Here is a 22,263-nt window from a genome sequence, read left to right as displayed (position 1 = left end):
TTAAATATTCCACCAGTAAGTCATTTTAAGGACTAAAAACCTGTTTTTTACCGAGAATGGAGCAGGTAAATAATTGTCGGTGTACACGATAAATAAGTCTGAGGCAGGCTTGTAACGCCATTGTAGACGAGTATTTAAGTTGATGTTATCGCTTTGCTCATTATACTGTACGAAACCTGTAAAAAATAACTTGTTAGTCATGGTTACATCCAATCTAGGACCAATAAGCCAAAATTTAGTAGTGTTCCATGGTTCCGGCAAGCGGATATCATTATAACTTGAACTTAATGCCACACTAACATAAGGTTGGAAGCGATATCCGAACTCACTGCTGATATTTAAACGATTACCATCTGCATAATATCCTCCGTAGCGAGTTGATAAAGCCATTGTAAAGAGACTTTGAGGTCTTGAAGTAAATTCCATACCGAAAGCCTCCCAACTATGCTCAGTACCTGTTGCTAACGTAGCACCACCTCGGTTTGTGGGGTCAAAAGGTCTTTGTAGGTTTACATAATCATTTGCTATCCAGCTTGTAAATGTAGTTTTATCTCGAAAAGTGAAATTATATGCAAGGTAATTAGTGTAGTCCGTACGGTTTAAATGTTCATCAAAATAGGTGCCTGAAAATAATTTAGGCCCGTGGCTAAGAATTTTACCTTTTTTCGGAAAAAAAAGGTATCCAATTGATGGATTTATGCTGATGTAACCTCTTCTTGGCACAAAGCCAACCTCAGCATTATAATCGCTGCCAACGTATTCGTGCTGCCAATTGATATCCCAATTTCCTGTCCAATAGCGTAGGTTTCCTGCTTGCATCATATCCTTATTGCCACCATTGGGACTAAAAGATTTCATAGTAACAGCCTTGCCAGTCCAAGTATTGTTTGATGACGCCAAATTATACTCAATTCCAGCAACCCGATTATATTTTGATATCCCTGCAGCTACATTTTCAGAGTTAAGATTAAGAGATTGCTTGTTAATTAAAATCCCTCCAATGTTTGATCGAGCAAAAACTCTTCTTTGGAGTGCCATCACAGTAAAATTTTGTGCTGGGTCTGAAACTCCAGTTTTCTCTGTTTGCATATTCATTAAACCCACTCTCCAATCTTTGTTAAGCTTACCACTTAAACGAGCACCATATTGAATAGGAACACCTAGTCCGATTCTTCTAGAAAAAAATGGTCTAATATTTTGATAGCCAAAATTTGAAAATAGATCTCCATTTTCAAGAAAATATTGTCGCCTTTCAGGGAAAAATAACTCAAATCGCTCTAAATTCGGTACTTGACGGTCAACTTCAACTTGTGAATAATCAGGATTTACAGTTAAATCAAGGTTTAGCGACGAATTTATAGCAATTTTCAAATCACCACCAATTTCTCCTCTTTGATCACGTTTAATTGGGCTTATTGCATGATTGCTTGAAAGTCCGCCAAGAGTGTAGGGGATTATAGAGATATTTTGTCCTGGTACTGGAGGAGGTTGATCCCACACCAAATTACCGGTATAGGCAAGCGATGCAGTTGCAAATTGGCGTGGTACGGGAGCCCAGCTTGATTTCTCAGTCGACTTTAAATCCAAACGACTAAAATTTATGCCCCATTTTGTGATTCCAGGCTTGTATCGAATTGATTTAAAAGGAATTGCCGCTTCAAATACCCATCGATCTTCATAATTTTTAACTGCCGATTCCCATTTATTATCCCAACTTAAGTCCACTTTGCTGCCTTCGTACATTATCCCATCCCATTGGGCACCAGCCGCATTTGAGCCAAAAGAGAAACCATTTGTTTGATCATCAAATGGGTCCATGAAAATTAAAAAATTATCATTCTTCCCAAAAGCAAAATCACGTCTTAAAGATTCAACGAAATAAGGGCCTGGTTCATGATAACAAATGGCAATAATGTATAGAAAGTCTTTATCATAACTCATTTTAACATCAGTGCGGATTTGGGCGTAGCTCGTATCCATAGGCTGAACCATGAAAAATTTACTCGCTAAATCAGCATCTTGCCAAGCCTTCTCATTCATGATGCCATCAATTTTAATTTCTGAGCTATTAGGCCTGATTTTTAACTCGTATTGAGCATTCTTTTTTTGAGCTAATGCATTGATGCTAATAGAAAAGAATAGTGAAATGAGTAAAAAACGATAATTAATTGATGTCAAAAATTGCAACATAGGGGAATGATTTTTTTTGTAATGAGGTGTAATATTAGGAAAAAGACTGGGTTTAGGTATTAAAATTAGCTTTATTCTTCTATTAGTTCCAAATATAGGTACTCAAATGATTTAATGTTTAATTCTTTGGAAAAAGATGGTTGCCTTTACGCCCCCAAATCCTTATTTTTGTAATAAATATTAAAAAGATGTCTGAACAAATTGAACATGTTGAATGCCTGATCATAGGATCTGGTCCCGCAGGGTATACAGCTGCTATTTATGCAGCGCGTGCTGATTTAAAGCCGTTGATGTACACGGGTATGGTTCCTGGGGGGCAATTGACTCAAACAACTGATGTAGAAAACTTTCCAGGTTATCCACAAGGAATAATGGGTCCTGAAATGATGGAGGACTTTAGGAAGCAAGCAGAGCGTTTTGGCACTGAAATTCGTTTTGGATATGCGAGTAGTGTTGATTTTTCATCTAAGCCTCATAAGGTAATCATTGATGAAAGCAAAACAATTACAGCTGATACCGTTATTATCGCTACTGGTGCTTCTGCAAAGTGGTTGGGACTAGAAAGTGAGCAAAAATACAATGGTTTTGGTGTTTCAGCTTGTGCGGTATGTGACGGATTCTTCTTTAAAGGTCAGGATGTTGCAATTGTAGGTGCCGGCGATACAGCAGCTGAAGAAGCTACATACCTTGCAAAACTTTGTAATAAGGTTCATATGCTTGTTCGTAGAGATGAGTTTAGAGCATCAAAAGCAATGCAAAATAGAGTGTTAAACACACCAAATATTGAAATTCATTATAATACTGACACCAAAGAAATTCTTGGCGATGGTAAAAATGTTACAGGTATTTTAGTTTCAAATAATCAAACTGGCGAAGAAAAAACAATTGATGTAAGCGGATTTTTTGTGGCTATAGGTCATAATCCAAATACAGAAATTTTTAAAGGTTGGTTAGATATGGATGAAACGGGTTATTTAATAACCAAACCTGATAGTACAAAAACAAATATTGAGGGTGTTTTTGCTTGTGGCGATGCTCAAGATAAATTATGGCGTCAAGCAATTACAGCTGCAGGAACTGGTTGTATGGCAGCCTTAGAAGCTGAACGCTATTTAGCCGCGAAGGAAGATCATTAATATATTTTCAATTTATTTATTTGTAATGCCCCTTTTAGGGGCATTTTTTTTAACCATAAATTCAGTTTGTTTAAGAACATTATTAAGGATAAATTAAATTGTTAAATTTGTTTAACATCCTAAACCATAATATAAAAAGCATACAATGAATGTAAAATCGATTTTTCCCTTGTTATTTTTAGCAATTGTCTTATTATTTGGCTGTGGAACTGAAGAGCCTAAGGAAGAAGTAAAGCCTGTTGTGAAGAAGATAATGCAACCTTTTCGTTTTCATAAAGCTATTGAAGTTAGACCGGGCTTAACCTTGGATATTGTTAGTTGGGGACGAGGTTCTAGTTCGGTAGGAGGATATTTAATATTGAGATCAGACTCTACACAATTAAATTATCGCTCTGTTGCTGGTGAGCTTGATGGTAAAATAATGGATGCTTGGGATATGGATCTCGATTCTGATGGAAATCCTGAATTATATATTCATGCAAAAGGAGAGGGAAAGGGTTCCTATTTGAGCATGTATATCTATGAATATGCTGATAATGGTTCCAATCAACAATTGCGTTTTCCTGAATTAAGCACCTCATTAAGTGAGGGTTATCGTGGTAATGACTCCGTTTATATTAAGGACGGTAAATTATTGCGTCAATTTCCAATTTACAATAAGAATGATTCAACAGGAACAAAAACTGGCGAGATTCGTAAAATTGAATATGTTTTGAGAAATAATAATTTTCAATTCAAGGAGTTAAAAGAAGAGACAAAAGAAGCTCAAAAGAAATAATCTACAAATCATTATCCTCAAACTGCTTTTGTATTCGCTCCAAGTTGTGAATCATACCTTCTAGTTTAGATTCTTCTCTTTTGATATAAATTCTCATTAATACAAAAGAAGAATAAGCTATCCAAGAGAATGTTAGTACCAGAGCTAAAATTGTTAGCCATTGTGGCATTAAAAAGGACATTTCAACAAAGTAAAGTAAAAAACCAAGGCTCAAAAATATGGAGTAAAGCCTGTATTTTCGGGTGTTTAATACATACCTTTTTTCTTTGTATGCTTTTAAATAATTGATATAATCTTCAGGCTTATTTATTAATTTATCATAGTTTATTTGTTGGTAATTGCCAATCATTGCAATTATATAATATAGGCAGCATGCTAAAAATATGATAATGGCGAGATGGGTGGTCCACATTGTAAATGGTATAATCCACCAAATAGATAAGATTGCTATTGTAGCTATGCACATGCCAATAATTTCAATTAGCAGCCTTCTCGAAAGCCCATTTTTTGCTTTTCGTATTTTTTTAAATACATCTTCGTGACTGACTTTCGGCAGCGTAATCTGGTTATGCCAGATAACTTTCAATGCTTCAAAATCTTTCATACTTATTATAAATTTCAGTCAGTTTTTGTTTTATACGATGAATCTTCACTCGAAGGTTTCCCTCAGAGATGCCTGAGATTGCTGCAATTTCAGCATATGGTAACTCATCTAATACCATGGTGATGATAATACGCTCATTTTCTTCAAGTTGAGCAATACACTTATATAAAGAAGAAATTTGCTCGTTTTTTTCTGAAATCTCTTCGCCTTTTGTCTCTATAATATTATCGGTGAGCTCGTCTTTAGGATGCCTTTTTTCAACGCGTAAATAGGAGAGACAAGTATTTACTGCAATACGATAAATCCAAGTAGAAATTAATGCTTGATTTCTGAATTTATCAAGATTTTGCCAGACCTTCATGAAGGTTTCTTGCATGAGGTCATTCGCCGACTCATCATCTCCAGTATATCCATAACATAAATGATATATCTTTTTGGAGTTGGCCTCAAAAATTTCCTTAAAAAGCGACTCTTTGCTCAAACCTTATTTTTCTGTTAGATTGAAATTCGACTGTTTTGTTACAAATATTCGTTTTTATTAATCCATTTTGCCTTTTTCTCGGCATTAATTATCAATTGTTCGAATTCTTGTTGATAATCAAATTGAAGATCTTCATGGAGTTTATCCATTAACTTGATGATTTTTTCAAATTGTCGATTTAATAGGGCTTGCAATGGTTTATGGCTTGTTTTTAAATCTACATAATTAAGATAATTGTTGCAAAACCATATTGCTAACTCAATTTCTACCTGCTTTGAGCCGGTATATTTGGCATATCGGTTCATTAATCGAATAATTTTCCTTAGGCTTTTTGTGCTGTAGAAATAATGCTTCTGCATACTTTCGAAATCTGCAGTCAAGAAAGTTTTTACATCTTCAGCATATTTCATTGGCTCCAGTGCGTCAAAAAGCAGATAATTGAGCAACTCTTTGTTTTCCTTTTTATATTTAGCAAGCCTCCAACAAATTTCTGTAAGCTCGGAAGTGTTAAGTCGCGATAATGTTTTTTTTAAATCACTTAATTTTTCTGGCTTCATGTGCTTGTTTCGTTTGCTTGGTAAATCTAATTAATTACTTTTGTTCATTACGCTAACCATATATTATGAAATTTAAAAATTTTGGAATCGTTGCATTAATTGCAGTCACATTTTCTGCATTACTTACTTTCTTAGATCATTATAATATTATTGCTATTCCTGATGTAGCACTTATGTTCTCTAGGTGGCTAGCAATCGCGGGTTTATTCTTATACGGACTTAAAAAGAAGTCGCTTACCACTTGGATATTAATCTCAATGGTTGTAGGTGCCGAAATTGGAAACGACTTTCCTGAAATAGGAGTGAAGCTTCAAGTTTTAAGTAAGGTATTCTTAAAAATGATTAAGACCATTATTGCTCCATTATTGTTTGCGACCCTTGTTTTTGGTATTGCAGGACATTCAGATTTGAAGCAAGTTGGTAGAATGGGTTGGAAATCAATACTTTATTTTGAAGTTGTGACTACCATAGCCTTATTTATTGGCTTGGCAGCAATTAATATTTCGAAAGCAGGTATGGGCATTACACTGCCTCCAGGTGCTCATGAGGAGCTTGAAAAGGTTGCTCCACAAACATTTAATGATATTATTTTGCATATTTTCCCTGAGAATATTGCAAAATCAATTGCTGAAGGTCAGGTTTTACAAATTGTTATTTTCAGTATCATATTTGGAATTGCATTGGCAATGGTTCGTGAAGATAAACGTCAACCGATGTTAAAAGCAACTGAGAGTCTCTCAGAGGTGATGTTTAAGTTTACTAATATCATTATGTATTTCGCTCCAATAGGGGTAGGTGCTGCCATTGCTTATACTGTTGGTCATATGGGATTAGGTATTTTAGTAAATCTATTCCAATTATTATTAACTCTTTATGTGGCTTTATTCGTCTTTTTGATCGGTATTTTACTCCCAATTGCTTTGATTATAAAAGTTCCAATCAAGAAATTCCTTCAAGCCATTGCTGAGCCTGTTTCAATAGCTTTTGCTACTACTAGCTCTGAAGCCGCTCTTCCTAGAGCGATGGAAGCCATGGAAAGAATTGGTGTTCCTCGTAAAATTGTTGCCTTTGTTATGCCAACTGGATATAGCTTTAATTTAGATGGAACTACGCTTTATTTAGCTCTAGCAGCAATATTTGTGGCTCAAGCAGCTGGTATGCCTTTAACTTTCGGACAACAGTTATTGATTGTATTTACCTTAATGCTTACCAGTAAGGGAGTTGCAGGAGTGCCACGTGCATCTTTAGTAATACTTTTAGGTACTGCTGCTTCTTTCGGAATGCCAGTTTGGCCAATTTTTATCATTTTAGGTATTGATGAGTTAATGGACATGGCTAGAACATCAGTAAATGTTATTGGAAATTGCCTTGCAACTGTTGTAATCGCTAAGTGGGAAGGTGAATTTAATCCGCCAGTAGATGATTTGGAAGAACCAAATGAAAACAGAATCCATAAACTGGAAGATCAAATAGAGAAACATTAAATTTTAAAAAGATGAGTGATAAAGGGAAAAAGATATTTTTAGGTGTTTGTATTATATTGCCGTTTCTAATTTATATGGTTTATTATTATTCCATTATGGTTAAGAACGCTCCTTATCGGTTTTCTGATTTCGAATCAATTAGCTTTAAATACGGCTTAGGGGATAGTTTGGTGAATCAATATGATTCCAAGACTGGATATTATCAATATGTGAATAGTAGAGATTCTTTGGTTAAAACTAAAGTAAAACTTCGTAAAGATGATTTCTTGTATTTACATAGAAAAGCAGCTGAATTAGGATTTTGGAATTTTCCGGAACAAATAGTAGGAGAGAATGCTGATGGACAATCAGCGAAACTACCACATTATTATTTAGAATTTAAATATAAGAATAAAACAAAGTTTATAAATTTTGACACTGGGTATAACAAAGATCCAAAGTTAAATGATGCTGCAAAAAACTTGATTACCGAAGTAAGCAATATGATTAATGATGTAAGAGATCGGGATCAGGACTAAATTGGGACTTTGAAACATCATATTTATTATACAGATTTTCAAAAGCCTTTTATTATTTAAAATAATTGCTTATATTTGCACCTCATTTAAAAAAATATATTAATAATGTACGCAATAGTAAATATAGCCGGACAGCAATTCAAAGTTGCTAAAGACCAATATCTTTTTGTACACAGGTTACAAGGAGAAGAAGGCGCTAGTATTGAATTTGACAACGTATTATTAGCTGAAAACAATGGTAAATTCTCTATCGGTGCTGATGCATTGAAGGGAGCTAAAGTTACTGCTAAAATACTGTCTCATTTAAAGGGTGATAAAGTGATCGTTTTCAAAAAGAAGCGTCGTAAGGGCTACAAGAAAAAGAACGGACACCGTCAGCAGTTCACTAAAATAGAGATTACTAAAATTACTCTATAAGTTTTACGATTTTTCGTAAATCAATTTGTCTAAAGTTTAAAATCCTGAATTGTTTATCAATTCATAAATAAGAAAATAAAATGGCACATAAAAAAGGAGCCGGTAGTTCCAGAAACGGACGCGAGTCGCATAGCAAACGTTTAGGTATTAAGATCTTCGGTGGTCAGGCTGCAATTGCAGGAAACATTATCGTGCGTCAGCGCGGTACAAAACACCACCCTGATAAAAATGTTGGAATTGGAAAAGACCATACATTATTTGCTTTAATTGATGGTACTGTGTTCTTCAGAAAGAAGTCTGATGATAAATCATATGTTTCTATCATTCCAAGAGCTGCTGTTGTTGAAGATGCAGCACCTGCAAAAGTAAAGAAAGCTGCTGCTCCAAAGGCTGAAGCTGTTGCAACTGAAGAAGCTCCGGCAAAACCAGCTGCAAAGAAGGCTGCTGCTAAACCAGCTGCACCTAAAGCTGCTGCAAAGCCAGCTGCAAAGAAGAAAGCTGATGATAGCGCTGCTCCTTCGGAAGAAGCATAAAATTAAAATATAATTTGATGAAAGCCCTAATGAAAATTAGGGCTTTTTTTATTGTTCTCTAATTAATAATTGCTCCGCAAAACCTCTTAAAAGGTTCTTTTTGTCGCTTTTAACTTCAATCTTATCTAAAGCGTAAAGTGCTGTTTGAACATAGTCTTCCATTACACTTTCAGCCAATTTCCTGACTTTCAATTGATTGTAAATATTGGTAATAGCCTCAACCTTAGCTGTAGGATTATCATTCGTTTCTATCCATTGATTTAACTCGTCTGCAATATTGCCGGTAGCCAATTCCTTTGCCTTAATAAGCATGAAGGTTTTTTTATTCGAAAGTATATCTCCTCCAACCTGTTTTCCGAATTTTTCCGGATCTCCATAAACATCCAAAATGTCATCTTGTAATTGAAAGGCTAAACCTAAATTTTCACCGAACTCATATAATAATTCTGCCTGATCTTTTGCTGCTCCTCCAATCAGGGCACCAATTTGCATGCTCCCAGCAAGTAATACTGCCGTTTTTTGTCGGATCATCTCTAGATATTCTGCCAGACTAACATCATTTCTGCTTTCAAAATTCATGTCGGCTTGTTGACCTTGGCAGACTCCAGAAGCGGTATCACTGAATATGGCTAATACATCCCTTAAAATGGAATCCTCCACTTTGATCATCAGTTTATAGGCTTCAACAAACATTACATCACCAGATAGAATTGCAGCACTTTCATTCCATTTTACATGAACAGTTGCTTTGCCTCGCCTAATTGGAGCTTTATCCATGATATCATCATGCATAAGTGTAAAATTATGGAAGATCTCAATACCAATTGCAGCATCTAGGGCCTTTTCAACCTGACCTCCAAATAGTTCTGTAGATACTAAAACTAATACAGGACGCATTCGTTTTCCACCTAATTGCATCAAATAGCTAATTGGCTCATAGAGTTCAGCTGGTTCTTCAGTGTATTTTGTATCGTTTATTGCCTTGTTAACTAGGCTTTGGAGTTGTTCTATTGAATGCATTTATTAGGTATAGGATTATAACAAAATTAGTAAAAATACCTCATCTGTTTTTAAAAGATAGAAATATACTTATGTGATTCTTACAATCAAATTATTGTTTTATTTATTGAGGTTTTGAATCAAAAAAACCGACTCTTTAAATAGAATCGGCTTTTAAATTGTTTTAAAATTCAATATTAATTACTCACGAATTAAACTAAAATCTATCTGGCGTTTAGCTAAATCAACTTTTTTAACCAAGATTTTTACTTCGTCCCCAAGCTGATATTTCTTTTTACGTCTTTGTCCGATAATGCAATAATTTTTCTCGTCTAAAACATAAAAATCATCATTTAAATCGCGTAAACGTATCATTCCCTCACATTTATTTTCAATAATTTCAACATACATTCCCCATTCTGTAAGTCCAGAGATGATACCATTATACTCCATTCCAATATTACTCTGAAGAAATTCTGCTTGTTTATATTTTACTGACGCACGTTCTGCATCGGCAGCTTTTTTCTCCATTTGGGATGAATGCATAGAGTATTTCTCATACTCTTCTTCAGAAACGGATTTTCCACCTGCCAGGTAAAGTTCTAAAAGTCGGTGGACCATTACATCCGGATAACGGCGAATAGGAGAGGTGAAATGGGTATAATAATCGAATGCTAAACCATAATGGCTATGTTTTTTTGTGGTATAAACCGCCTTAGCCATAGACCTGATTGCCAGTTGCGTTAACACATTCTGCTCTTTCTTACCTTCTACATCGGCCATTAAAAAATTGAGTGATTTGGCAGTTTCTCTACCTGAGCTTGTGTCGATTTTATAGCCAAATTTCATCGCAAATTGTGAAAAATTTAATAAGGCATCTTCTTTTGGCGAATCATGTGAACGATACACAAAAGTCAGTTTTTGCTTTCCCTTACCTTTTTTTGCTATAAATTCAGCCACTTTTTTATTGGCAAGCAACATAAAATCTTCAATAAGTTTATGGGCATCTTTACGCTCCTTAGCGTAAACACCTAAAGGTTTCCCTTGATCATCTAATCGAAATTTAATTTCAACACTTTCAAAGCTAATGGCCCCATGTTTAAATTTTCGTTCTCTTAAGATATAAGCCAATTCATTTAATTTGAGAAGCTCTTCACTGTGTTTGCCACTTTTATTTTCTAAAATTTCTTGAGCATCTTCATAGCTAAATCGAGTGTCAGAGTGAATGATTGTCCGGCCAAACCATTGTTCAATTACATTAGCTTCATTATCAAGCTCAAATACGGCCGAGAAACATAATTTATCCTCATTTGGTCTAAGTGAACACAAACCGTTTGAAAGTCGCTCAGGGAGCATAGGAATCACTCTATCTACTAGATAAACCGATGTGCCTCTTTCAAAAGCTTCTTTATCAAGTGCTGTTCCTTGTTTTACATAATGAGATACGTCAGCAATATGTACTCCAACCTCAACATGGCCATTATCAAGCTTTCTGAATGAAATTGCATCATCAAAATCTTTTGCATCAATTGGGTCGATGGTAAAAGTTAGAACATTTCTGAAATCTCTTCGCTTTGCAATTTCTTCTGAAGAGATAATTTCTTCAATGGCTTCTGCTTGCTTTTCAACTTCATCAGGAAAGGCTAGAGGGAAGCCATAATCAGCTAAAATGGCATTCATTTCAGCGTTGTTCTCGCCTTGTTTTCCTAAAACATGCGTGATCTGACCGATTGGGTTTTTTGCATCCTCAGGCCAATCTACAATTCTTGCAATGGCTTTATCCTTATCTTTTGCACCCTTCAAGCTATCAATTGGGATAAAAATATCGTGAAGCATTTTACGATCATCAGGAATGAAAAATGCAAAGCGATCGGATAGATTTACAATGCCTGTAAAATCCATTTTTGCCCTTTGCAATATCTCAACTACCTCACCATCCTTCTTGCGACCTTTATTTTTAGCGTAAACATAAACCTTCACCATATCCCCATGAAGGGCATTGCGCAGTTTTCTTGGGGCAACATAAATATCTTCTTCAAACTCATCTTCACTAACAATATAAGCTGATCCATCGGAGGTCATGTCAACCTTACCCGTTACAAAAGTCTTTAATTGCTTCAGTAAAAATTTGCCCTTTTCAGGCTCATTTAAAACTCCTTTTTTTGTTTCTTCTTTTAGGATCTCTAAAATTAATGCTCTAGATTCATCATCATGGAGGTTTAATTTTGAAGCAACCTGTTTATAATTCAGTGGCTTATTGCCTGATTTTTCAAATACATCGGTGATGAGTTTGTTGAGTACCAGGTTAAAGCTATTTGATTTCTTTTTTGACATTTTTTACTGATTTGCTCTAAGATAAGGCTTTGCAGATAAATACAAGCCATCCTAACAATTTGATAACATAAGAATGACAGCTTTGTTTAGGCTGAATTTTCGCTTACAATGGTAATTTGCTCGTCGGGAAGGCTTACGACTGATTTAAATTTAAGCAAAATTCTTGCTGTGGTGATTACATCCTTCTCACAATAGGTTCTAATTCGCTCTAAATTATTTTCTTTCCAATACACCTCATTAACCATACTGCCGTCTATATCATCTTTGGGACTTGGGATTCCAAAGACAGCGGCTAAAAGCTTGAGTGAGGTATAATTTTTAAAATCTCCGAATTTCCATAAGTCCATGGTGTCAAGATGCATAATTTCCCATGGTTTCTTCCCATGAAGATTAAGTTGAACTGGTATTTTCAATCCATTAATGAGCATTCTACGGCATAAATAGGGGAAATCAAATTCTTTTCCATTGTGCGCGCATAAAATAAGGCTATCGGATTGTTTTTTGAGAAGATCGATAAATAATTGTAAAACATCTTTTTCATTATCCCCATAAAAAGATTTTACACGAAGATTAAGCTTTTCTGTTTTAGTAGAGAAAATACCGACAGAGATACAGATAATCTTGCCAAATTCAGCTAATATGCCTCCGCGAGCATAAAATTCTGCTGGTGTTTCACCATCCCGACGTTGGAACCTTGTTTTTTGATCCCATAATTGCTGAAATTCTGTCGGCAATTCATTAAATGATGGATATTGTGGTACCGTTTCAATATCGAGTACCATAACTTGTTGCAGATCAATGTTTTCTAACATAAAGATTTTTTCTGAATGTTAAGCTAATACATTCCATGCAAATTTAATATTTTAATGAGTAAAAGGTGGTTTTATCCCAATGAACGTATTTGATTCTTAATTTGAAGAAAATAGAATAAGCTTGAATTTTTACTCTAGCATAAATTCATTTTATTAGAATAATCAATTAGAAAATGACTTATAATTTAAAATGAAAGCATTGATTTATTATCTAATTTTTGGGTAATTATTCGCCTTGATTGGAATTGTCATTTTGATTAATGTCAGTTATTTTAAAGTCTTTGTACGTTGCCACAAGAAATACCAAGAAAGCGATAGCAAGAATTGAGGTTAAAATCGATATATCTAAATTTTCCATTTACTTCTTTGTTTTAATGTTTATATAAATTAATAATCCCAAAATAGTGGGTGGCCATAATCCTATAAAAATTGCTTTCTCAATATTGTGCTCAAAAAGATAATAATATTCGGAAACGAAGATTAATAAAATGGTGATTGCCAAAATCACTAATTCTGATATTTTAAAATTTTTCATTGATGGTTTTAAATTTCGTTTTGATGAAATGATTTTTCAGGTTTATTTTTATGAATGAATGTGATAGAGCGCTTAGTGAGCAAAGCTGAATTAAATCTAAATAAACTTAGATTCTTAATTTGCCATGAGGCAATTGTATTTGATAGCGTTTTAATGTAGAATAATCTTATTTCATTAAATATACAATAAAATAAATGATTTCTAAAAATGAAAGCTCCAATTGAGACTGGGAAATATCTCCCAATGTTTATTAAATTACTGGGAGATATTTTATTTAACTAGGAAGGAATAAAAGCAAAAATATTTAAAATCTAAAGGATAGATTAATTGCTCTAATCAATTATTCAGAAGGCTTAGTGACTATTAAATGGTTAACTGCCTAGCTAAGCTCTGCCATTAACTTATTAAAAGCATCTTTAAGTTCAGAGAGCTCTTTTTCTAAGGTTTCAACTCTACTTTCAAGCATCTCCATGGAGGCTGAATTTAAATTGCTACCAGGCTCTGCCACATATTCTGGAACATCTCCTAAAAGATGAACATAACGTACCTCTTTTTGTCCCGGACGACGCTCTAAAACCTTAACAAATGGTGCATCGCCTTCTCTAAGTTTTTCAAGGGTACTTTGAACCTCATCAAGCGAGTCAAATTCATATAATCGGCCAGAATTTGTATTTAATTCGCCTGCTGTTTGTGCGCCTCTTAATAATAAAATGCAAATAATTGATAGTTCTGAAGGAACTAATGGAAAAACAATGCCTAAATTATGCTTGAATTTAACAACCCTACCAGTCCCACCAGTCACCGTTGAAACTAATCCCTTTTTCTTTAAAGAATCTAAAGTTTTGACAATTATTTCTTCATCATATTGTACAATAGGGGATCTAGATGTTTTTTGATTACATGCAGATTGTAATCCATTTAATGACATTGGATAATAGTCTGGAGTTGTTCTGCTTTTTTCTATTAAGGATCCAAGTACGCGCTGCTCTTCAGCACTTAAAATAGGTAGTGTTTGATTTGATTCCATTTTTCAAATGTATAATCTGAATTTTGAATTAATAATTTTAATTAAAGTAATAAAATTATTCTTTTAAAGATATAAATTAAAGAATTAATATTGATTTTATATTAGCCAATCATTACCCCGGCTTTATTTAAGAGGGGTATTCTGATCATATTAGTTTCTACAATGCTTTCTGGTACGAAGATGAATTTCTTATCATAAATTTGGTTTCCCAGATAAAAACTTAACCAATATTCGTTGGTTAATCCAAATACCTGTTCATCAATTAGTTCAATTTGTATAAATGATTTTGCTTCAACATTGCCTAGTGAATGGCGTAAAACAGATGTTTTTATCTTTTCTCCATCTTTTTCGCCATAACCTTTAGAACTGATTAAAACTGTTTCTAAGGCTTGATCTTTTAAGTTGATCAAATACACCTTCCAAAGCTTTGCCTCGGGTGTTGCCGAATCTAAAACGATGGCAATGGAAACGTGCTCAACAATATTTTCCGGTAAATCTGTCTTCATCTAAACTCAAAAAATATTATTTAGCTTTTACAAGACGTTTCGCTGGACTTTTCTTTGCAGATGCACTTTTGCTTGTTTTTTTCGCTTTTGCAGTAAATGCATCAGGAATTTGCTCTTCAATTAGCTTTTTTACTGTTTCTATTGGCAATTCCGATAATTCCTCTGCAGTATATTTGTCTTTCGTGGCTGGATTTTTACCCAATTTCAACATCAGTTTCCCAAAACGAATGAATGGTCCCCAACGTCCATTTTCTAATGCAATTTTTTCTGCTGGCCATTGCTGGATGAAACGATTCGACTCTTTTTCAACCTTTTTGCTGATTAACTCATTAATTTCGGCCTCACCAAGATGATCAAAATTATAACGTACAGGAACATTTATGTAAAGATCATTCCATTTAATGAATGGTCCGAAACGTCCTTTACCTTTAGTTACGGGCAAGCCTTCAAAATGAGCAATAGGAGCATCAGCCAATTGTTTCTCATCAATAATTTCGATAGCACGCTCTAAATTTACTGCTAGAGGGTCTTCACCTTTAGGTAGAGAAATGAAACTTTCTCCCCATTTGATATAAGGCCCAAAGCGACCAACGCCAACACTTAATTCTTTGCCTTGATAATTTTCTAATTGAAATGGTAGTTTGAAAAGATCTAGCGCATCCTCTAAAGAGATACTTTCAATCATTTGGCCCGAACGCAAACTTGCATATCTAGGCTTCTCATCTTCCTCATTTTCAGCAGATTCGCCAATTTGGACAAATGGTCCATAGCGGCCAATGCGAACTGATATTTTCTTGCCTGTTTCAGGGTCGAAGCCTAATTCACGCTCACCACTAGCACGATTGGCATTTAGGAGTGTTGTTTCTACTTCAACATGGAAAGGGTCATAAAATGTACGGAGCATTTCCGTCCAGTTTTTCAATCCCTGAGCTATTTCATCAAATTCTTTCTCCACTTTAGCGGTGAAGTTAAAATCAACAATACCTTTGAAATGTTCAACTAAGAAATCGTTTACAACGGCACCAATATCGGTTGGGAATAATTTATTCTTTTCTGCTCCGGTATTTTCGGTCTTTGTAGCAAGCTTTATCTGACCGTCTTTCAAGCTAATTACCTGAAATTCACGCTGTTTGCCTTCGCGTTCTTCCTTAACCACATAACCACGATTTTGGATCGTAGAAATGGTAGGAGCGTAGGTTGATGGTCGGCCGATGCCAAGCTCTTCTAATTTTTTTACCAGACTAGCTTCAGTATAACGTGCTGGAGGACGAGAATAACGCTCGGTGGCGTTCATTTCGCGTAAGTTAAGAGTTTGACCTTGTGTTAGAGGAGGAAGGATAGAATTATCATTATCTTCATCAAGGTTGATTTCACTTTCATCCTCATCGCTCGACTCCATATAAACTTTAAGGAATCCATCAAATTTCATCACTTCTCCATTAGCAATAAATTCTTCACTACGTGTAGAAATGCTGATTTTGGCAGTTGTTTTTTCAAAGTTTGCCTCAGCCATTTGAGAAGCAATAGAGCGCTTCCAAATTAAATCGTATAAGCGCTGTTCTGAAGAATCGCCACTAATGCTGTGTTGTTCAAAATAGGTTGGGCGAATAGCTTCGTGTGCTTCTTGAGCACCTGCCGACTTAGTTTTAAATTTTCTTAATTGATGATATTTTTCGCCGTAAGCAGATTTTATTTCCGCTGCAGCGGCATTTAAAGCTGTATCCGATAAGTTTACCGAATCGGTACGCATATAGGTTATTTTTCCGCTTTCGTATAATTTCTGAGCTACTTGCATGGTTCGAGCTACCGAAAAACCTAATTTTCTACTCGCTTCCTGTTGAAGAGTAGAGGTGGTAAATGGTGCTGCGGGACTCCTTTTAGTAGGTCTTGTTTCGAGGCTTCTTACCGTGTAAATAGCATTAATACAGTCATTTAAGAACTTTTCTGCTTCTGGAGCTTTCTCGAAACGTTCGGGTAGTTCTGCACGAAATACTTCCTTTTGTTTATCAGTATAAAATATGGCAACAACTTTGAAAGCTGCTGTTGCAGAAAACTTATTTACTTCACGCTCTCTATCAACAATTAAACGTACGGCAACCGACTGTACACGACCTGCGGATAGGGAAGGTTTAACTTTTTTCCACAGGACTGGTGATAATTCAAAACCAACGAGTCGGTCTAATACACGACGCGCTTGTTGCGCATAAACTAGATTGTAATCGATGGTTCTTGGTGTTTCAATGGCTTTTAGGATGGCATTTTTAGTTATCTCATGAAAAACAATACGCTTGGTTTTATCCTCTTTAAGCCCTAAAGTTTCGAATAAATGCCATGAAATAGCCTCTCCCTCGCGGTCCTCATCGGATGCTAGCCATACCATTTCTGCATCTTTTGCTAATTTCTTTAATTCGTTAACAACCGCCTTTTTATCGGCTGGAACTTCATAGCGTTGTTCAAAATTGTGGCTTACATCGATTGCATCATCCGTTTTTATCAGGTCGCGAATATGCCCATAACTTGATTTTACTAGGAAATCTTTGCCTAGGTAGCCTTCGATTGTTTTGGCCTTAGCCGGGGACTCAACGATTAGTAAATTTTTAGCCATTCAATTCAGAGATAATATGCAAATAAAGGTATTATTAAAGGGATTGACAAATAGGGAAGCCATAGAATGCCTCAAATTTGTCAAAATTGTTTAATTTTTAGAGAAAACTCTATGATGTGTATCCTTTCTGTGTAAGAAATTATACAAGAAAACCTCCGCCGAGCAAATCATTCCCTTCATAAAAAACTGCCGATTGTCCGGGAGCGATACCCGAAACAGCATGATGGAAATTAACTTTGATTTTATCACCTTCTTGAATTAGCGTACTCATAGCGCCAGAATCTTTGTATCTAATCTTAGTTACTGCATCCAATGGTTGGGTAATACTTTCATATTTTACCAGATTGAAATTTCGTACAAGGGCTTCAGATTGCTCAAGTTCTTCGATAGTGCCGAGCATGACCGTATTACTTTCAGGTAAAATTCGGGTTACAAACATGGGATGACCAAAAGCAACTCCTAAACCTTTACGCTGCCCAATGGTATAATAAGGATAACCTTGATGTTTTCCGGCAATGGTACCGTCACTAAGCATGAAATTTCCAGGCCCGATTCGCTCATCAAGGTCTTCTACTTTATTTCTAAGGAAAGCACGGTAATCATTATCAGGAACAAAGCAAATCTCATAACTTTCAGATTTGTTGGCCAAATCAAACTGACCCATATCCAAGGCCATCTGTCTAATTTCGGATTTCGCGAAACTGCCTAATGGGAATTGTGTACGAGCTAAATTTTCTTGAGAAACGCCCCAAAGTACGTAGGATTGATCTTTATGCTCATCTTTTCCTTTAGAAATTACGTATCTGCCACTATCCTGAAGACGAATATTGGCATAATGTCCTGTAGCTATAAATTCACAATCAAGTTTATCGGCACGCTTCAATAAAGCTTCCCATTTGATATGGGTATTACATAAAACGCAAGGATTTGGAGTTCTTCCCGATAGGTATTCATCTACGAAATTATCGATAACAAAATCACCAAACTCGCTTCTGATATCTAAAATATAATGAGGAAAACCGTAAGCCACGGCGAGTGCACGAGCATCATTAATACTATCAAGGCTGCAACAACCTGTTTCTTTGGATGAACCACCAGAAGAAGCATAATCCCAGGTTTTCATGGTTAAGCCTATCACTTCATAGCCCTGCTCGTGAAGCATCACTGCTGCCACCGAACTGTCTACTCCGCCACTCATGGCAACCAAAACCCTACCTCTTTTGCTCATTGATATATATTAGAATTATGCTTCTTAAATTTTTGCAAAGATACGGCTTTATTAAATAATCTGGTGGGTGTACAGTCAAGTGTGGGTAAATAATCACTCAAATTAAACCATTTAAATAAATAATACCTTCTATTTAATCCTTTGCTATCTTTATTAGTCTGATATATAAATCGACCGATAATCATGAATAAATCTATTCTTAAAATTTTTGTTCTGCCCTTTTTGCTTGCTTTTTGTGGGATTTTGTTTGCCGCTTATATAAAACCTAGTCCAGCAGCAATTAAATTCCCATATAAAAATGCGGGATTAACAGATCGTGAAGCTGCTGCGCATTTATTAAATCGATTTTCTTTTGGTCAGAAGCCTGGAGATATCGATAAAGTGTTAAAAATAGGTTTAGAAAAATGGTTTACACAGCAATTGGCTGCCAATCAGAAGGATGAGCGTCTAGAAAAAATGTTGAGTTCTTATGATGCTTTAAATCTTAGCAATGCAGAGGTCATTAAAATTTATCCTAAAAATGCACAGGTTTTGCGCTGGGCAATACGTGATGGGGTAATTCATAAAGATTCGGTTAATCTTTCAGATCGTAAGAAATACCGGGAGCAAATTGCGGCTTACATGCTTGAGAAGGGCTACAAGCCACAGGCAGACCTTTTTAGGCAATTAATCAACCAAAAAATTTTAAGAGCCGCATACAGTAATAATCAATTGAAGGAGGTTTTAACAGATTTCTGGTTTAACCATTTCAATGTCTCCATTACAAAAAATATTAGTGCCGAATATATTCCGGCTTATGAACGCGATGTGATTCGTCCGCATGTATTTGGTCAATTTTCGGAATTATTAATAGCTACGGCAAAATCGCCTGCCATGCTCTTCTTTTTAGATAATTTTAGTAGTTCTGGAACATTAGAAAATACAAGAAAGCCTCAAAATGGCAAAATTCAAAAACAAATGCCTACAAATGCTGCAATGCAAATGGGGGATAGCACCTCTATGCGAGCTCAAATTGTATCTAAATTACAGGAAAACAAAAAAAACCAGGGATTGAATGAGAACTATGCCCGCGAGGTAATGGAATTACATACTTTGGGTGTTGATGGAGGTTATAGCCAGTTGGATGTGACTCAAGCCGCCCGCATTCTTACCGGCTGGTCTGTAGTACCTATGGAGAATGCTTATGGTGCTCCATTAAAGAAAATGATTGAAAAAGCAGGGGAGGACAATCTCAAGAAAAGAGGTTTCGTTTTTGAAGGTGATTTTATGTTTGCTGCCAACCGACATGACCGTGGCTCAAAAACTGTTCTAGGAAAGGTTTTTCCTGCAAATAGAGGCTATGAAGAAGGGGTAGAGCTTTTAAACATGCTTGCTCAACATCCATCTACAGCTAAATTTATCTCCCGGAAATTGGCCGTGCGTTTTGTGAGTGATAATCCCTCGGAAGCGCTGGTAGAGAGAATGTCGGCAACCTTTAATGAGAAGAATGGTAATATTTCGGAGGTCTTGCTGAGCATGGTAACTTCGCCCGAATTTTGGTCGAAAGAGGCATTAAGAGAAAAAACAAAATCTCCATTCGAGTTGGCGATGAGTGCAGTGCGCAGCCTAAATGCGGATATCAAACAGCCCAATCAATTAAATACGTGGATTAGCAAAATGGGGCAGAAAATGTATTATTATCAAGCGCCTACGGGTTTTCCCGATAAGGGGCAATTTTGGATTAATACCGGTTCCTTGCTAAATAGAATGAATTTTGGCTTGGCTTTGGCTTCTCAGCGAATTCCGGGTATTAAATTCGATCTTTTGGCCTTGAATAATAATCATGAGCCTGAAAGTTCGGAAGCTGCCCTGATGAGTTATAGTAAGCTCATTATGCCGGAGCGAAATCTTGATAAAACCATTGAGCGTTTGAAGTCGATGTTAAATGATCCCGATTTGATTAAAAAGGTAGAAACTGCTGCATCCCAAAACAATAAAATGCAAGATGTTGTAAATGAGGATGATGATTTAATGATGAATGAAAAAATTACTGATAAAAAAGTGAATAATTCTGTGAAAATGGCAGGGGATAACATGTTGGCTCAGGTTGTCGGATTAATTTTAGGATCTCCAGAATTTCAACGTAAATAATAAGATATACGATATGATATCTAGAAAAGCATTTTTAAAGGCCGGCGGACTCTCCTTATTTGGGATAGGAATTGGCGGAATTCCCACTTTTATGGCTCAGGCAGCCGAATTGATAGAGGCACCCAAGCTTTTTAAGCGGAAGAAAATATTGGTTTCTATTTTTCAACGTGGGGCAATGGATGGACTGATGGCTGTGATGCCATTTGAAGATCAATACCTCAAAGCTGCACGAGCGGGATTGTTTATGAGTCCGGTGAAAGTAGGAAACAATAATCCACTTATCGATTTAGACGGTCGTTTTGGCCTTCACCCCGCCATGCGCGCTTTTGAATCTGTTTTTCGAGAGAATCGTTTGGCAATAGTGCATGGGATGGGATCGCCCAATAATACACGTTCCCATTTTGATGCTCAAGATTACATGGAATCGGGGACACCCTTTAACAAAGGAACATCGAGTGGTTGGTTGAACCGTGCTGCGGGACTTTTAGGGCATGAAGCAACTCCATTTCAATCTGTGAGCTTAACGAATGCCATGCCACGATCATTTTACGGTGAAATACCTTCTTTATCCATCAGTAACCTTCAAGATTTTAATATTCAACTGCGAGCTAATCAGATGAATACCAATAAGGTATCACAAAGTTTTGAAGAATTATACGATCAAACATCAGCAGGATTGCTAAAATCTACCGGCAAGGAGAGTTTTGAGGCCATCAAAATGTTGAAGTCTGTTGATACAAAGAATTATAAGCCAGCAAATAATGCCCTTTATCCAAATAGTCCTTTAGGAAATTCTTTAAAGCAAATTGCCCAATTAATTAAAATGGATGTGGGGTTGGAGCTTGCTTTTGCAGAGTCAGGAGGTTGGGATACCCACTTTAATCAAGGTGCTGAAAATGGAGTGTTTGCTAGAAATGTGACTGATTTAAGTATGAGTATCATGGCGTTCTGGACCGATATGGCTCATTATCAAGATGATCTGACAGTAATGACTATGACTGAATTTGGCAGAACGGTGAAGCAAAATGGTACGGGTGGAACAGACCATGGTCGTGCTTCTTGTAATTTTATTCTTGGGAATGATGTACATGGCGGACTAGTTCATGGTAAGGTTGCACCTTTAGCTATCGAAAATTTGGAGGATGGCCGCGATTTAGCTGTCACCACAGATTTTAGGAGTGTGTTCTCGGAAGTTGCCGAAAAACATCTATTGATTTCTAATAAAAATCAAGTTTTATTTCCTGGTTTTGAAGGGAAGGGAATTGGGGTGATGAGGTAGAGGGTAGGAGGAATAAGGAGCAAAGAACAAGGATTAAGAACAGTGAGCAGGTTTTAAGATGTTGTTTTTCTGACAAAAAATTTTCTGAACCATGATTTATTTGATTATTG

19 protein-coding genes are annotated in these 22,263 nt (G+C 35.9%); 8 read left to right on the top strand and 11 right to left on the bottom strand.

The genetic code is table 11. From position 1 onward, the window contains the following. Positions 1 to 2,190 carry a DUF5916 domain-containing protein gene (locus QZ136_RS06775; RefSeq protein ID WP_291401747.1) on the bottom strand — a complete coding sequence of 730 codons (2,190 nt, stop codon included), beginning with the start codon at positions 2,188 to 2,190 and terminating at the stop codon, positions 1 to 3. Between the two features lie 188 nt (positions 2,191 to 2,378). Between QZ136_RS06775 and trxB the strand changes: the two genes are divergently transcribed. Together trxB and QZ136_RS06765 are read left to right on the top strand one after the other, a co-directional pair. Beyond that, positions 2,379 to 3,326, top strand: a complete 948-nt coding sequence (gene trxB, locus QZ136_RS06770; protein WP_291401745.1) for a thioredoxin-disulfide reductase — start codon at positions 2,379 to 2,381, stop codon at positions 3,324 to 3,326. Positions 3,327 to 3,471: 145 nt separating this feature from the next. After that, positions 3,472 to 4,104, top strand: coding sequence for a hypothetical protein (locus QZ136_RS06765; RefSeq protein WP_291401743.1), 633 nt, complete (start codon positions 3,472 to 3,474; stop codon positions 4,102 to 4,104). 1 nt (position 4,105) lies between these two features. On the opposite strand, the gene QZ136_RS06760 is transcribed toward QZ136_RS06765, so the two are convergent. The 3 genes from QZ136_RS06760 to QZ136_RS06750 are packed head-to-tail and all read right to left on the bottom strand — an operon-like array spanning position 4,106 to position 5,746. Further along, positions 4,106 to 4,708 carry a hypothetical protein gene (locus QZ136_RS06760; RefSeq protein WP_291401741.1) on the bottom strand — a complete coding sequence of 201 codons (603 nt, stop codon included), beginning with the start codon at positions 4,706 to 4,708 and terminating at the stop codon, positions 4,106 to 4,108. Then, positions 4,695 to 5,189 (bottom strand): RNA polymerase sigma factor, encoded by a 495-nt coding sequence (locus QZ136_RS06755; RefSeq protein WP_291401739.1) that lies wholly within the window; start codon positions 5,187 to 5,189, stop codon positions 4,695 to 4,697. Before QZ136_RS06755 ends, QZ136_RS06760 begins: the two co-directional genes overlap by 14 nt. 38 nt (positions 5,190 to 5,227) lie before the next feature. Next, a complete protein-coding gene (locus tag QZ136_RS06750; protein ID WP_291401737.1) occupies positions 5,228 to 5,746 on the bottom strand; it encodes a hypothetical protein in 519 nt (172 codons plus the stop codon). A gap of 65 nt (positions 5,747 to 5,811) precedes the next feature. Here QZ136_RS06750 and QZ136_RS06745 point away from each other — a divergent pair, with 65 nt between their 5' ends. The 4 genes from QZ136_RS06745 (at position 5,812) to rpmA (ending at position 8,698) form a co-directional block, all read left to right on the top strand. Next, positions 5,812 to 7,230: a cation:dicarboxylase symporter family transporter gene (locus tag QZ136_RS06745; protein ID WP_291401735.1), complete on the top strand. Its 1,419-nt coding sequence runs from the start codon at positions 5,812 to 5,814 to the stop codon at positions 7,228 to 7,230. 11 nt (positions 7,231 to 7,241) lie between these two features. After that, positions 7,242 to 7,748: a hypothetical protein gene (locus QZ136_RS06740; RefSeq protein ID WP_291401733.1), complete on the top strand. Its 507-nt coding sequence runs from the start codon at positions 7,242 to 7,244 to the stop codon at positions 7,746 to 7,748. Positions 7,749 to 7,853: 105 nt separating this feature from the next. Then, a complete protein-coding gene (gene rplU, locus QZ136_RS06735; RefSeq protein ID WP_291401731.1) occupies positions 7,854 to 8,165 on the top strand; it encodes a 50S ribosomal protein L21 in 312 nt (103 codons plus the stop codon). Between the two features lie 80 nt (positions 8,166 to 8,245). After that, on the top strand, positions 8,246 to 8,698 hold the full coding sequence (rpmA, locus tag QZ136_RS06730) for a 50S ribosomal protein L27 (RefSeq protein WP_291401729.1): 453 nt from the start codon (positions 8,246 to 8,248) through the stop codon (positions 8,696 to 8,698). Between the two features lie 48 nt (positions 8,699 to 8,746). Here the strand turns inward: rpmA and QZ136_RS06725 are convergent, their stop codons facing one another. The 7 genes from QZ136_RS06725 to mnmA form a co-directional block, all read right to left on the bottom strand. Further along, positions 8,747 to 9,718, bottom strand: a complete 972-nt coding sequence (locus QZ136_RS06725; protein WP_291401727.1) for a polyprenyl synthetase family protein — start codon at positions 9,716 to 9,718, stop codon at positions 8,747 to 8,749. 180 nt (positions 9,719 to 9,898) lie between these two features. After that, the gene (gene rnr / locus QZ136_RS06720) at positions 9,899 to 12,031 is read right to left on the bottom strand and encodes a ribonuclease R (RefSeq protein ID WP_291401725.1); all 2,133 of its coding nucleotides are present in this window, start codon (positions 12,029 to 12,031) and stop codon (positions 9,899 to 9,901) included. Positions 12,032 to 12,117: 86 nt separating this feature from the next. Next, positions 12,118 to 12,843, bottom strand: a complete 726-nt coding sequence (locus QZ136_RS06715; protein ID WP_291401723.1) for a 3'-5' exonuclease — start codon at positions 12,841 to 12,843, stop codon at positions 12,118 to 12,120. 914 nt (positions 12,844 to 13,757) lie between these two features. Further along, positions 13,758 to 14,405 (bottom strand): YceH family protein, encoded by a 648-nt coding sequence (locus QZ136_RS06710; protein WP_291401721.1) that lies wholly within the window; start codon positions 14,403 to 14,405, stop codon positions 13,758 to 13,760. 101 nt (positions 14,406 to 14,506) lie between these two features. Then, positions 14,507 to 14,911, bottom strand: a complete 405-nt coding sequence (locus QZ136_RS06705) for a hypothetical protein (protein ID WP_291401719.1) — start codon at positions 14,909 to 14,911, stop codon at positions 14,507 to 14,509. 16 nt (positions 14,912 to 14,927) lie between these two features. After that, positions 14,928 to 17,516 carry a type I DNA topoisomerase gene (gene topA / locus QZ136_RS06700; RefSeq protein WP_291401717.1) on the bottom strand — a complete coding sequence of 863 codons (2,589 nt, stop codon included), beginning with the start codon at positions 17,514 to 17,516 and terminating at the stop codon, positions 14,928 to 14,930. 139 nt (positions 17,517 to 17,655) lie between these two features. After that, positions 17,656 to 18,744 (bottom strand): tRNA 2-thiouridine(34) synthase MnmA, encoded by a 1,089-nt coding sequence (gene mnmA, locus QZ136_RS06695; RefSeq protein ID WP_291401715.1) that lies wholly within the window; start codon positions 18,742 to 18,744, stop codon positions 17,656 to 17,658. A 183-nt stretch (positions 18,745 to 18,927) separates the two neighbouring features. Between mnmA and QZ136_RS06690 the strand changes: the two genes are divergently transcribed. Together QZ136_RS06690 and QZ136_RS06685 are read left to right on the top strand one after the other, a co-directional pair. Further along, positions 18,928 to 20,874: a DUF1800 domain-containing protein gene (locus tag QZ136_RS06690; protein WP_291401713.1), complete on the top strand. Its 1,947-nt coding sequence runs from the start codon at positions 18,928 to 18,930 to the stop codon at positions 20,872 to 20,874. 13 nt (positions 20,875 to 20,887) lie between these two features. Then, entirely contained in the window at positions 20,888 to 22,153 is a 1,266-nt protein-coding gene (locus QZ136_RS06685; RefSeq protein WP_291401711.1) for a DUF1501 domain-containing protein, read from the top strand. Positions 22,154 to 22,263 lie beyond the last annotated feature (110 nt).

Origin of the sequence: Daejeonella sp. (assembly GCF_017495225.1) — a bacterium.
In the GTDB taxonomy this organism is placed as follows: Bacteria; Bacteroidota; Bacteroidia; order Sphingobacteriales; family Sphingobacteriaceae; genus Daejeonella.
The sequence above is the reverse complement of the archived record's forward strand: the minus strand, read 5'-3'. Positions and strand labels throughout refer to the sequence as shown.

Excerpts from the sequence above, each read along its gene's own strand:
- rpmA (WP_291401729.1), top strand. The coding sequence starts at position 8,246 with ATGGCACATAAAAAAGGAGCCGGTAGTTCCAGAAACGGACGCGAGTCG.
- QZ136_RS06750 (WP_291401737.1), bottom strand. The coding sequence starts at position 5,746 with ATGAAGCCAGAAAAATTAAGTGATTTAAAAAAAACATTATCGCGACTT.
- topA (WP_291401717.1), bottom strand. The coding sequence starts at position 17,516 with ATGGCTAAAAATTTACTAATCGTTGAGTCCCCGGCTAAGGCCAAAACA.
- QZ136_RS06725 (WP_291401727.1), bottom strand. The coding sequence starts at position 9,718 with ATGCATTCAATAGAACAACTCCAAAGCCTAGTTAACAAGGCAATAAAC.
- QZ136_RS06710 (WP_291401721.1), bottom strand. The coding sequence starts at position 14,405 with ATGGAATCAAATCAAACACTACCTATTTTAAGTGCTGAAGAGCAGCGC.
- rnr (WP_291401725.1), bottom strand. The coding sequence starts at position 12,031 with ATGTCAAAAAAGAAATCAAATAGCTTTAACCTGGTACTCAACAAACTC.
- QZ136_RS06745 (WP_291401735.1), top strand. The coding sequence starts at position 5,812 with ATGAAATTTAAAAATTTTGGAATCGTTGCATTAATTGCAGTCACATTT.
- QZ136_RS06715 (WP_291401723.1), bottom strand. The coding sequence starts at position 12,843 with ATGTTAGAAAACATTGATCTGCAACAAGTTATGGTACTCGATATTGAA.
- rplU (WP_291401731.1), top strand. The coding sequence starts at position 7,854 with ATGTACGCAATAGTAAATATAGCCGGACAGCAATTCAAAGTTGCTAAA.
- QZ136_RS06705 (WP_291401719.1), bottom strand. The coding sequence starts at position 14,911 with ATGAAGACAGATTTACCGGAAAATATTGTTGAGCACGTTTCCATTGCC.
- QZ136_RS06760 (WP_291401741.1), bottom strand. The coding sequence starts at position 4,708 with ATGAAAGATTTTGAAGCATTGAAAGTTATCTGGCATAACCAGATTACG.
- trxB (WP_291401745.1), top strand. The coding sequence starts at position 2,379 with ATGTCTGAACAAATTGAACATGTTGAATGCCTGATCATAGGATCTGGT.
- QZ136_RS06685 (WP_291401711.1), top strand. The coding sequence starts at position 20,888 with ATGATATCTAGAAAAGCATTTTTAAAGGCCGGCGGACTCTCCTTATTT.
- mnmA (WP_291401715.1), bottom strand. The coding sequence starts at position 18,744 with ATGAGCAAAAGAGGTAGGGTTTTGGTTGCCATGAGTGGCGGAGTAGAC.
- QZ136_RS06740 (WP_291401733.1), top strand. The coding sequence starts at position 7,242 with ATGAGTGATAAAGGGAAAAAGATATTTTTAGGTGTTTGTATTATATTG.
- QZ136_RS06765 (WP_291401743.1), top strand. The coding sequence starts at position 3,472 with ATGAATGTAAAATCGATTTTTCCCTTGTTATTTTTAGCAATTGTCTTA.
- QZ136_RS06690 (WP_291401713.1), top strand. The coding sequence starts at position 18,928 with ATGAATAAATCTATTCTTAAAATTTTTGTTCTGCCCTTTTTGCTTGCT.
- QZ136_RS06775 (WP_291401747.1), bottom strand. The coding sequence starts at position 2,190 with ATGTTGCAATTTTTGACATCAATTAATTATCGTTTTTTACTCATTTCA.